8 protein-coding genes and 1 tRNA gene are annotated in these 13249 nt (G+C 29.3%); 1 reads left to right on the top strand and 8 read right to left on the bottom strand.

The annotated features are described in order from the left end of the window. Positions 1-244: 244 nt before the first annotated feature. The 7 genes from HMPREF2782_RS04250 to HMPREF2782_RS04220 form a co-directional block, all read right to left on the bottom strand. Entirely contained in the window at positions 245-1420 is a 1176-nt protein-coding gene (locus HMPREF2782_RS04250) for an NAD(P)-dependent malic enzyme (RefSeq protein ID WP_070604819.1), read from the bottom strand. 10 nt (positions 1421-1430) lie between these two features. Beyond that, positions 1431-2789 (bottom strand): class II fumarate hydratase, encoded by a 1359-nt coding sequence (locus tag HMPREF2782_RS04245; RefSeq protein WP_070641113.1) that lies wholly within the window; start codon positions 2787-2789, stop codon positions 1431-1433. A 14-nt stretch (positions 2790-2803) separates the two neighbouring features. Then, the gene (locus tag HMPREF2782_RS04240) at positions 2804-3712 is read right to left on the bottom strand and encodes a LysR family transcriptional regulator (protein WP_070641111.1); all 909 of its coding nucleotides are present in this window, start codon (positions 3710-3712) and stop codon (positions 2804-2806) included. A gap of 8 nt (positions 3713-3720) precedes the next feature. Further along, a complete protein-coding gene (locus HMPREF2782_RS04235) occupies positions 3721-4437 on the bottom strand; it encodes an aspartate/glutamate racemase family protein (protein ID WP_070641109.1) in 717 nt (238 codons plus the stop codon). A gap of 3 nt (positions 4438-4440) precedes the next feature. Beyond that, positions 4441-5745, bottom strand: a complete 1305-nt coding sequence (locus HMPREF2782_RS04230) for a dicarboxylate/amino acid:cation symporter (protein WP_070641107.1) — start codon at positions 5743-5745, stop codon at positions 4441-4443. A 31-nt stretch (positions 5746-5776) separates the two neighbouring features. Beyond that, a complete protein-coding gene (locus HMPREF2782_RS04225; RefSeq protein WP_261668622.1) occupies positions 5777-7207 on the bottom strand; it encodes an aspartate ammonia-lyase in 1431 nt (476 codons plus the stop codon). A gap of 424 nt (positions 7208-7631) precedes the next feature. Then, positions 7632-7721: transfer RNA gene (locus tag HMPREF2782_RS04220), tRNA-Leu, on the bottom strand. Positions 7722-7805: 84 nt separating this feature from the next. On the opposite strand from HMPREF2782_RS04220, the gene HMPREF2782_RS04215 reads away from it, so the two are divergent. Then, positions 7806-8513, top strand: coding sequence for a glycerophosphodiester phosphodiesterase family protein (locus HMPREF2782_RS04215; protein WP_070641105.1), 708 nt, complete (start codon positions 7806-7808; stop codon positions 8511-8513). Between the two features lie 19 nt (positions 8514-8532). Here the strand turns inward: HMPREF2782_RS04215 and HMPREF2782_RS04210 are convergent, their stop codons facing one another. Beyond that, entirely contained in the window at positions 8533-12792 is a 4260-nt protein-coding gene (locus tag HMPREF2782_RS04210; protein ID WP_070641102.1) for a 2-hydroxyacyl-CoA dehydratase, read from the bottom strand. Positions 12793-13249: the final 457 nt, after the last annotated feature.

The following is a 13249-nucleotide window of genomic DNA, read 5'->3' as shown; positions in this document are numbered from 1 at the left end:
AAAAAATTAATGACTAAAATAGTTTCAAAATTTGATTTTAACTAAAATAATCATTAATCACATACTACATATCCAATTTAAAATTTAGATATTATTTGTATCAATTTATCATTTAGGAAAACATTTGTCAAGTTGATGGCTTTAAATTGATTTTTTTAATATAAATTTTCACAAAAAAATTCTCCCTCTTAATTTTAATAGGGAGAATTTAATTTATTTTTGCTTAAAATATTTTCTTATTTTTTTATTTTTGAGAAATTCCTTCTTCTCTTGCACATTTTGCTACAGCTTCTGCAACAACATCAGCAACTCCTAAATCAAATGCTGATGGTATTACGTAATCTTCTGAAATTTTTTCATCAGGAATTAAACTTGCAATAGCCTCTGCGGCAGCAACTTTCATTTTTTCTGTAATTTTTGTTGCATGAACTGACAAAGCTCCTTTAAAAAGTCCAGGGAAAGCTAGAACATTATTAACTTGATTTGGATAATCGCTTCTTCCTGTTCCAACAACTCTTGCTCCTGCTTCTTTTGCATCTTCATAAGTAATTTCTGGATCTGGATTTGCCATAGCTAAAACTATTGGATCACGTCTCATAGATTTTACCATTTCCTTACTTACTTTATTTGGTACAGAAACTCCTACAAAAATATCAGCGTCTGCCATTGCTTCTTCTAATGTTAAATTTTTATTTTCTTTGTTTGTTTCTTTAGCAAGTTTGTTGTATAAATCTTTTGAATATTTTTCGTCTTCTCTTAAAATTCCTCTAGAATTAAAAGCATAAATATCATTAATTCCAAAATCATTTAACATTCTTACAATTGAAGATCCTGCAGCTCCTACGCCAGAAATTACCACATTACATTCTTCTGGTTTTTTATTTACAAGTTTTAAAGAATTAATTAAAGCTGCAATTGTAACTATTGCTGTTCCATGTTGGTCGTCGTGAAAAACCGGAATATCTAATTCTTCTTTTAATCTTGTTTCGATTTCTATACATCTTGGAGATGAAATATCTTCAAGATTTACTCCGCCAAAAGTTGGAGAAACTTGTTTTACAAATTTTATAATTTCTTCAGTATCTGTTGTATCAATTACAAGTGGAACTGCATTAAGTCCACCAAATTTTTTAAACAAACAAGCCTTACCTTCCATTACAGGAAGTGCTGCTTTTGGTCCAATATTTCCAAGTCCCAACACAGCTGTTCCATCAGAAATAACTGCAATTGTATTTGCTTTTCCAGTATAAACGTAAGCGTCGTCTTCATTTTCGTGGATTTTTTTACAAGGTTCAGCAACTCCTGGAGAATATACTAAAGATAAATCATCTTTGTTTTCCAATTTTGTTTTTAATTCTGTTGAAATTTTTCCTTGAATCTCTTTGTGTAAGTCAAGTGCTTTTTCTTTTAGATTTTCCATCATTTTCTCCTTATACCATTTTTTCTGGTTTTACTATTTCATCAAATTCTTCATCGCTTAAATATTCTAATTCGTGACAAGCTTGTTTTAATGTTAAATTATTTTTATAAGCATATTTTGCAATTTTACTTGCCTTATCATATCCAATATGTGGAGATAAACTTGTTACAAGCATTAGAGAATTTTCTAAATTTTTTGCAATATTTTTTTCATTTGCAACAAGTCCTTCTAATAATTTTTCCCTAAAACATTTTAATGATTTAGACAAAAGCGTAATTGAATTGTCCATTGAATGAATTATCAAAGGCATATAAGTATTTAATTGCAATTGACCTTGAGTGTTTGCCATTGAAATTGCAAAATCATTTGCCATTATTTTTATACAAACCATAGTAATTGATTCAACTTGAGTTGGATTTACTTTTCCCGGCATAATTGATGAGCCTGGTTCGTTTGCAGGAATTGTAAGCTCACTTATTCCACATCTTGGACCACAAGATAAAAATCTTATATCATTTGCAATTTTATAAAGATCTGTCGCAAGGGCCTTTATTGTTCCGTGAACATTTACAAGAGCAGATTTTGATGACAATTGATAAAATTTATTCTCATCTGATTTAAATTCAAAACCATAAAAATCTGAAAGCTCTTTTGCCATTTCATCTCCAAATTCTTTTTTTGCATTTATTCCTGTTCCAACTGCAGTACCACCTATAGCAAGGTAGGTCAATTCTTCTTTTACTTCTTTTAAAACTTTCAAATCTCTTTCAAGACACACTCTCCAAGCAGAAATTTCTTGAGAAAGTTTTAAAGGAGTTGCATCTTGAAGATGAGTTCTTCCTGTTTTTATTATATTTTTATTTTCATCTTCCAATTTTTTAATTGCATCAATTGTTTTTGGCAATTCTTCTAATAATTTTTCTGATAAATTTTTGTAAGTTGAAAGATGCATTGCTGTTGGGAAAACATCATTTGAAGATTGGCTCATATTTACATGGTCGTTTGGATGAATTATTTTTTCATTTTCATTTGCAATATGGCTTATAACTTCATTGACATTCATATTCGTTTGAGTGCCGGAGCCTGTTTGCCAAACTGTTAATGGAAATTCATTGTCAAATTCTCCCTTTAAAATTCTATCGCAAGCTTTTACAATCAAATCTTTTTTATTATCATCTAATTTTTTTTCTTTATTATTAACAATAGCTGCACATCTTTTTATACTTGCTATTGCCATAATTTGAGAATGTGGCATTTTTTCAACTTCTTGAGGAAAATTTTCTAAAGATCTTTCAGTTTGTGCTCCCCAAAAATGATTAGCTGGAACATTTACTATCCCTAGAGAATCTTCTTCTTGTCTGTATTTCATTTTTTACCTCGATTTTAAAATTCTTCTTTAGCGTATCTTTTTAACCTATCTATAAATATTTTTGCAATAGTTTTTAATTTGTGATTTTTGGAATAATTTATCATAGCAGTTCTTGATGATAAGCCTTCTTTTAATTTAAAATATATAAGATCATTCTTTTTTTCTTTTAGCATTTTTTCAGGCAAAATGGCAAGCCCCATATTTTCTCTTACACATTTTTCAGCTATAAATATTGAATCTGTTTCAAAAACTGTATTCAAAGAATTATCTGTAAATTCATCAAGCTCTTGGTATTGCAAAATAAGATTTTGTCCTTTTTTCATTCTTATAATATTTTGCCCTGCAAGTTTTTTGGCAATAATTGTTTTTATTTTTCCTTTGCCTGACAAATCATTTTTTAATTTATTTTCTTTTGACATAGCTAAATATACATCTTCTCTATAAAGATTTATGCTTTCCATATCATCAAACCTATCAGTTTCATAAGTTATTGAAAAATCACACAAACCATTTAGGGCAAAAGTGTTTAACTGATTAGTTTTTGCTTCTAATAAATTTATTTTTATTCCTGGATAATCTTCATTAAAATCTTTTAAAACTTTTGATAGGAAAAAATAAGTTTGATAATCGGTAGAACCAATTGTTAGCTCTCCGATTTTTAACTTATTTATTTCTTCAATTTTTAATAGAGTATTCTCTTTTAATTTTTCTATATCTTCAAGGGACTTTTTATAAATTATTCCAGCCTCAGTAAGTTTTATAGGTTTAAAATCTCTATTAAATATTTCAACTCCCAATTTTTTCTCAATCCTAATGATGTGTTGACTTAAAGCTGATTGGGAAATATAAATTTTTTTTGAGGCCGCGGTAATAGAACCATATTTTAAAATAGCTCTAATATATTCCAAGTCCATCTCTGACATATTTGCTCCTAAATTTCTATATTTTTTTGAAGTTTAAGTCCTAACTTCAAACTTTCATTTACCAATTCTTTTTCACTATCAATTAATGGATAAAGATTTGAATTTTCATCTTTGCTATTTATATAAGAGCCTTCTGTGCATCCTATAATTATATAATCGCATCCTTGATCCATCATTTCTTTCAAAGTGTTGTGGTATCTTTCAAAATTAATTGTCCCTTTTTCTTTTACATCACCATAAAGACATTCGTTTATATTATCTTGAATTTTTCTTGATGAAACGAAAGCCTTATGAGAACATCTTTCTATTATATTATTAAATAATTTACTTTTTATCGTTCCTTCTGTTGCAAAAATTCCAATTGTAGAAGGCTTTTTGATTTTATTTAATTTATTTTCAACAAGCTCAATCATATTTATGATTGGTTTTTGTGTTAATTTTTGTAAATCATCATAGAAAAAATGTGCTGTGTTACAAGTAATCACATAAAAATCTGGATTTAATTTATCAACACTTTCTATATCTTCTTTTAGAAAATCAAATGGATTTTCTTTTGATTTTTTTAATATAAAGGAAGTTCTATCAGGAATTGTGGCGTGGTTTACTACCAAATAATTTAAATATTCTTGATCTGAGCTTGGCTTATAAGCTTCGTTTAAATCATTTAAAAAATTTGTTGTTGCTAAGGTTCCCATTCCTCCCAAAATCACAAAGAAATTTTTCATATTCTAAAAATCAACCTCTTCCATTTCTGGTTTTTCATCAGATAAATATCTATTTTTATCTAATAAGTTTTCTTTAGTTGCAGAAACAAATGTTGACACAACATCTCCTGTTACGTTAAGTGCTGTTCTAAACATATCTACAATTCTTTCAACACTCATAATTAAGCTTACGCCTTCTACTGGAAGACCTACTGATGAAAGAACCATTGATAGCATTATCATTCCACTTCCTGGAACTCCTGCTGTACCAATTGATGATAAAACAGCTGTCAATACTACTGTAACTAAATTTCCAAATGTCAAATCTATTCCATAAGCATTTGCTATAAATATTACAGCACAACCTTGATATATTGCAGTACCATTCATGTTAATTGTTGCACCTAGTGGAATTGTAAAAGATGAAATTTCTCTTGGAACTCCAAGTGTATCACATGATGATAGGGTTAATGGAATTGTGGCATTTGATGATGCTGATGAAAAAGCAAAAGTATAAACTGGAAATACTTTTTTCAAAAAATGGCTAGGACTTGTTTTTGATGTAATTGCAATTAATGGAATGTAAGCTAAAACTATCAATATTACCATTGAGCTTAATACTGATCCCAAAAATGTAAGAAGTGGTCCTACTATGCCAAGTCCAATATCTGTAAATGTTCTTGCTATTAAAGCAAATACCCCGATTGGAGCAGCTTTCATAACTAAAGCTGTAACTTTCATCATAAAATCATTGCCAACATTCATAAAATCTTCTAATAATTTCAATTCTTGCCCAAATCTTCCTATAACTATACCAGACAAAAACGCCCAGAAAATTACTTGGAGCATATCTCCGTTTGCCAAAGATTCTATAGGATTTTTTGGAATTATATTTACCAAAGTTTCAATTAATGTTGGGGCTTCTTTCGCATCTGCTGCTGGTGCTGATGATTTTGTAGCCTCAGCAAGATTCATTCCAACGCCTGGTTTTAATAATTTTGCTATAAATAAGGCAATGGCAATTGCAAGTGCAGTAGTTATCAAATATAAAACAAGAGTTCTTATAGCAACTCTTCCAAATTGTGAAACATCTCTCATTTGCATAACGCCAGTACCAATTGAGAAAAATACAAGTGGTACTACAAGCATTTGTAATAATCTAACAAAGCCTTGACCAAATAAGAAAAATACTCCATCAATCAAAACAGATTGTTTAAAAAATCCGTCGGGTACTATATAATGAAGTCCTATACCTACTACAAGACCAATGAGCATTGACAATAATATTTTTTTAGTTGCGCTCATTTTTTTATTTTCATTTGTAGTCATCTTATCCTCCTAATATTTATTATCTAAAAATTTATTTTTCTTCCAATTTGTCCTCTTCTAAGATTCCAGGTGTAATCATTTTTTTGAAATCTAAAATCTTATCGAGTTCATCTTCTCCTAATAATTTTTCTTCAAGAACAATTTCTCTTACAGTTTTACCTGTATCTTGAGCCTCATGAGCAATCTTACTTGATTTTTCATATCCGATATGTGGGGCAAGGGCTGTAACAAGTCCTACACATTTTTCAACTTCTTCTAATAATAATTCTTTATTAGCAGTTATTCCATCAATACAATTAACTCTTAATGTATAAATTGCACCTTTTAGAGCTCTTAGAGATTCAAAAAGTTTATAAAATATAACTGGTTCAAAAGCATTAAGTTCAAGTTGTCCAGCTTCAACTGCCATTGTAACAGTAGTATCATTTCCACAAACTGCAAAAGCAACTTGACTTACAACTTCTGGGATTACAGGATTTACTTTTCCTGGCATTATTGATGAACCTGCTTGTCTAACTGGTAAATTAATATCGCCAATTCCAGTTTGAGGACCTGAAGACATTAGTCTTAAATCGTTAGAAATTTTTGAAAGTGAAACTGCAAAAGTTTTTAAAATTGATGAAGCATATAAAAATCCGTCCAAATTTTGTGTTCCATCAACCAAATCTTCTGCTTGTTTTAAATCAAGACCTGTTACATCTTTTAAAACACCAACAATTTCTTTTACGTAAGTTCTATCCGCATTAAGACCAGTTCCAATTGCAGTAGCTCCCAAATTTACATTTGATAATTCATCAATAGCTTTTTGAATTCTCTTATAATCTCTTTTAATTACAGAATGATAAGCATTAAATTCTTGACCTAAACTTATAGGAACAGCATCTTGCAATTGAGTACGGCCCATTTTGTAAACATCTTTAAATTCATCCGCTTTTTTCTCAAAAGATTTTAAAAGTTTTTCACATTCATCTTTAAGTTCAATAAAATATCTAACAAGAGCAATCTTTCCACTTGTTGGAATAACATCATTAGTTGATTGGCCCTTATTTACATCATCATTTGGATGAACCTTATCATAAACTCCAAGTCCACCACCAAGTTTTTCATTTGCAATATTTGCAATTATTTCATTAGTATTCATGTTATAACTTGTTCCAGCTCCACCTTGAATTGGATCAACAATAAAATTATCCCTATATTCTCCAGCGAGAATTTTATCACAAGCATAAACAATAGCATCCTTTTGCTCTTTTGAAATTAAATCTAATTTTTCATTTTCAAAAGCTGCAGCCTTTTTAACTTCAACCATAGCATCCAAAAATTTATCATCAGCTTTAAGACCTGTTATTGGAAAATTTTCCTCAGCTCTTTTGGCATTAGCACCATAATAAGCATTTTCTAAAATATCCATTTCACCAACAGAATCATGTTCTCTACGAAACTTAGTCATAATTTCCTCCATAAATTCTCCTAATAATTTTCAATGTGATTTTCAATTTCTAATTTCAAATCACTTACAATTATAATAAATATTAGTAGCTTTTTTCAAATATAATTATATAGAAAACGTTTTTAATAGTAAAATTATTAATTTATAATCGACATCATAAGTCAAAACTTATAACGTCTATATTTAAAGTGCTAGACTTCATAGAAATTTGAATTTTTTAAAAATTTTATTCAAAAATACATTAAAAACAAAAATAAAAAAATGTTTTCCTTTTAGATAAATTTATAACTATTTATTTTCACAAGTTGCTTATTGAATTTTAATTAAAACACAATTCTTTTTAAAACTTTCTATAAAAAAAATCAAAAAATATATTTTAAAAACGAAAATTTAAAAATAAACACAAAAAAAGCACTCAATTTTGAGTGCATAAATTTGGTGCAGGATAGAAGATTTGAACTTCCACGTCCTAAAATCGGACACAAGATCCTTAGTCTTGCGCGTCTGCCAATTCCGCCAATCCTGCAAGTACTTAAATATAATACCAAGTTCTAAATGTCTTGTCAAATATTTATATTTTTATTTTGGGTATAAATTACTAGGAGGTTTTATGAAAATTATTGCGCACAGGGGCTTTTCTTCCCTTTATCCAGAAAATACTATGCTTGCTTTTAAAAAAGCTTTTGAAATGGGAGTTTATGCTATTGAGCTTGATGTTCATTTATCAAAAAATAAGGAATTGATTATAATTCACGATGAAAAAATTGACAGGACAAGTGATGGTTCTGGTTTTATAAAAGATCATAGCCTAGAAGAATTACAAAAATATTCTTTTTCTTACAATAAAAATTTTGAAAATATAAAAATTTCTGATATTGATGAATATTTTTCTTATTTTAAGGACAAGGATATTATCACAAATATTGAAGTAAAAACTAATGTAATTGAATACGAAAATATTGAAAAGCTTTTGATGGGAAAAATTTATGCTTATGGTTTGGTCGATAAAATTATTATTTCTTCTTTTAATTTAAATTCTTTAAAGAAAATTAGAGAAATTGACACTGAAATTCCCCTTGCCTATTTGACTAGCAAAAAAGTTGATAATATTAAAAATCTTTGCAAGGATTTAAATTTGCAATATTATCATCCAAAAAATACTGCCGTTAGTCAAAAAGAAATTATTGATTTAAAAAATATGGGAGTTTTGACTAATATTTGGTTTTCAAATAAAAAGGAAGATTATGAAAAATTAGAAATTTTAAATCCAAATGGAATTATTACAAATCATGTTGAAAAATTTATAAAAAAAATCTAGCAAAAACTGCTAGATTTTTTTATGCTTTTACATTTTCTTTTAGATTTTCTCTTGCTTGACTCATCATTAGCTTTACTCTATTTATTTGATTGACTTCGCTTGCACCTGGGTCGTAGTCTATTGCTACTACGTTTGCTTGTGGATAAATTTCTCTGATTTTTTTCATTACTCCCTTACCTGTGATGTGGTTTGGTAAGCAACCAAATGGTTGTATGCAAACTATATTTGGTGCATCTTGATGAATTAATTCTATCATTTCGCCTGCAAGAAGCCATCCTTCTCCTGCTTGATTACCAAGACTTGTAACTTCTTTTGCAAAGTCTTTCACGTCATTTATATAGACTGGCTCATCAAACCTTTTTGAATTTTTTAAAGCCTTTCTTATTGGCTTTCTATAAAATTCTATTGTATTTATGGCTGTTTTTCCAAAAAATGCTGTCATTGGACTTTTGCCATATAAATCTTTTTTTATTTGTGTGTTTGCAAGACAATACATAAAGAAATCTATCAAATCTGGAACTATTACTTCAGCTCCTTCAGCTTCTAGTGTATCTTGCAGATGGTTGTTTGCTTCTTTTAAATATTTTACAAGAATTTCTCCAACAATTCCTGCTTTTGGTTTTTTTATATCTAAAACTTCAATCTCATCAAAATCTTCTACAATATCGTTTATAATTTTTCTATAAGATTTTGAACTCATTTTTACAATATTATCTCTACAAATTTCAATCCATTTTTCTTTCAATTTATCTACAGATCCCTCTTCTTTTTCATAAGGTCTTGTAGCGTTTGAAACTCTATTTATTAAATCTCCCAATAACAAGGCTCTTAGTGAATTTACTAACAAAGGAATATTTGAAACTTTTTTTAAATCAAAACCTGAGTGTGATTCTATTCCTTGAGCTGATAAGGCAATAACTGGAATTTGTGGATAGCCAGCATCTTTTAATGCTTTTCTAATATAGCCTACATAATTTGATGCACGACAAGCTCCTCCTGTTTGAGTCATAAGAAGTGCTAATTTGTTTGGATCATATCTTCCAGAATTTACAGCTTCCATAAATTGACCTACAACTGTAATTGAAGGATAACATGAATCATTGTTTACATATTTTAATCCATTATCTATTACTTTCTCGTCAACTTTATTTAAAAATTCTATCTTGTATCCATTTCCATTAAAAAGTTTTTCCAAAATTTGGAAATGCTCTCTTGCCATTTGTGGGGCAAGAATTGTATAGCCCTCTTCCTTCATTGCCTTTGTAAATTCATGATTTTCATAAGAAATTTTATCTTTTCTTTTTCTTAAATGAAGGTCTTTGTCATCTTGTTGGTCTAGTGCTTGAATTAATGATCTAATTCTAATTTTTACAGCTCCAAGATTTGAAACCTCATCAATTTTTAACAAAGTATAAATTTTTCCGTTTGCCTCTAAAATATCTTGAACTTGGTCGGTTGTAACAGCATCAAGCCCACAACCAAATGAATTTAATTGAACTAATTGAAGGCAAGGATCTTTGCCTACAAATTCTGCCGCCCTATATAATCTTGCATGATATGACCATTGGTCCAAAACTCTTGTTTCTTTTTCCAAATCTTCTGTTGAATAAGCAAGGGCATCTTCTGATAAAACTGGAATTCTCATTGATTCAATCAATTCTGGTATTCCATGATTTATTTCTGGATCAATATGATAAGGACGACCTGCAAGAACGATGGCTTTTTCTTTATTCACATGAACATATTCTAAAATTTCCCTACCTTTTTTTCTTATATCTTCATGGTAGTCGGCTTGTTTTTGCCAAGCATTTTTTACAGCATTTATTATTTGATTTTTCTTCAAAACATATCCATCATGCTCATATCCTTCAAAAATTTCAACCAGCCTATCTCCAATAATTTTTTCAGATTCAAATGAAAGATATGGTGCTAAATATTTTATATTTTTAAGTCCATCAACATTATTTTCAATTACATCAGGATAACCTGAAACAACTGGACAATTCATGTGATTTTGTGCCTTATCAAATTGCTTGTACTCATAAAAAATTGCAGGATAAAAAATCATATCTATATTTTTTTCTAGTAAATTTTCTATATGACCGTGGGCAATTTTTGCAGGATAGCAAGCAGTTTCTGATGAAATTGTTGCAATTCCTTTTTCATAAATTTTCCTGTTTGATTCATCTGACAAAATAACATCAAAACCTAAGGAAGTAAAAAATTCATGCCAAAAAGGATAATCTTCGTACATATTTAAAACTCTTGGTAGTCCAACTTTTCCAAAAATATTTTTCTCCCCCAAAGTTTTCCTATCAAACAAAAGTTTGTTTTTAAATTTGTACATATTAAGATCTGCCAAAGTTTCTTCTTGTTTTACTCCAGCTCCTCTTTCGCACCTATTTCCTGTTATAAATCTTGATCCGTCTGGGAAAATATTTATTTGTAGGGAACAATTATTTGTACATCTTCCACACCTTGCAGATTTTTGTGTATAGGTAAAATTATCTATTTCATTTTCTGATAAAATTTTGGAATGGCCTGTTGATTTTTCTTTGGAAATCAAAGCCATGCCCATAGCCCCCATAAGGCCTGAAATTTCTGGTCTTGTTACACTTCTTGATGATAACTTTTCAAAGGCTCTTAAAATTGCATCTCCATAAAAAGTTCCACCTTGAACAACTATATTTTTCCCCAAAGATTTTGGATCGCGAACTTTTATAACTTTTTGGATGGCATTTTTTATTACGGAATAACAAAGTCCTGCCGCTATATCAGAAACATCTGATCCTTCTTTTTGGGCTTGTTTTACCTTTGAATTCATAAAAACTGTACATCTTGAACCCAAATCTGCTGGTTCTTTTGCAAAAAGAGCTTTTTGTTGAAATTCTTCTACAGAAAGACCGACGCTTGCTGCAAAAGTTGATAAAAATGACCCGCAGCCTGATGAACAAGATTCGTTTAATTGGATTGAATCTATAATTCCATCACGAATGTGCATAGCTTTCATATCTTGTCCGCCAATATCCAAAATAAAATCTACATCTGGATTGAAAAATTTTGCCGCAGAATAATGGGCTATAGTTTCAACTTCGCCGTTGTCAATGTGGAGAGCATTTCTAATAAATTCTTCCCCATAGCCACAAATTCCTGATGAAACAATTTTTGCTTTTGCAGGAATTTTTTTATAGGCATCTTTTAACATAGAAATTACAACTTCAAGAGGTTTTCCCAAATTCATCCTATAATCTTGGTGTAAAATTTCATTGTCTTTGCTGATTAAAACAATTTTTGAGGTGGTTGATCCTGCATCAATTCCAAGAAAAATTTCTCCTTCATAATCTTCAATATTTTTATATTTTACAAGATTAGTCTTGTGTCTTTTCTTAAATTCTTGGTAGTCTTTTTCATCTTCAAAAAGCCTATCCATTTTCTTGGTCATTTCCATATCAACTTTTTTATCTTCTTCCAAAGATTTTATAAGAGATTTGTAAGAAATTGGCTTTTCATTTTCAGATAAAATTGCAGCACCCTTTGCCACATAAAGCTCTGCATCTTCTGGAATATAAAAATTATTTTCTTCTTCGCCCAAAGTTTCAATAAATCTATCTCTTAAAGCCTTCAAAAAATGAAGTGGTCCTCCTAAGAAAGTTACATTTCCCTTTATTGGTCTTCCACAAGCAAGATTTGAAATTGTTTGGTTTACAACTGATTGAAAAACAGAAATTGCTATATCTTCCCTGCTTGCCCCCTGATTCATAAGAGCTTGAATATCAGTTTTTGCAAAAACCCCACAACGACTTGCTATTGGATAAATTTTTTTATAATTTTTACTTAATTCATTTAAACCTTTAGCGTCTGTATCAAGAAGAGCTGCCATTTGATCAATAAAAGCACCCGTTCCACCAGCACAAATTGAATTCATTCTTTGCTCAACAGAGCCTTTGAGGTAGGTTATTTTCGAATCCTCGCCCCCAAGTTCTATTACAACATCAGTTTGAGTAATAAATTTTTTTATAGCTTTTGTTTCAGCAATAACTTCTTGAACAAAATTAATGCCTAAATATTTTTCAACAAACATTCCACCAGAGCCTGTTACATTTACAGTAAGATAATCATCTTTAAATCTGTCGTAAGCTTCTTTTAAAACATTTGTAACTGTTTGTTTTACATCTGATTTATGTCGTCTATAAACTGAATAAAGAGTGTTAAAATTTTCATCAGTTATAACAATCTTTACAGTCGTAGAACCGACATCAAGTCCCATATGTAAATTCATACATTTTCCTTTCCTATATATCAAAATATTTAAATACAAATAGAATAAAAATATCTACCTTATATATTTTATTATAAATAAAGTCAAATACAAGCAAATAAGTCGGTTTTATTAATTAAATTATATAAAATATTTTTTGTAAACTTATTGCAAATTTACCTAATATTTTTAACAATTTTAAAATACAAAACACCAAACTTGTATCAATATATAATAAGATAAAAAGAAAAATTCATCAAGGATTATTTAGATATTATTTATTATGAAAAAAAATAAAAATAAGCACAAAAATAGCCTTCATAAGAAGGCTCAGACTGTTGACAAAGTATACAAATCCTCATGCTAAGAATATCATACGGAAAAAATTGATTTGATTTCAAATTTCAAAATTCGTCAAAAAAACGCACTGTTTGAGAGCGTAGCTTGAGTTTGCGTTTTTAGAATTTTGGAATTTAGA

The organism is Anaerococcus sp. HMSC068A02 (genome assembly GCF_001811125.1).
GTDB classification, from domain to species: domain Bacteria; phylum Bacillota; class Clostridia; order Tissierellales; family Peptoniphilaceae; genus Anaerococcus; species Anaerococcus vaginalis_C.
This window is presented reverse-complemented; position numbering and strand designations above follow the sequence as displayed.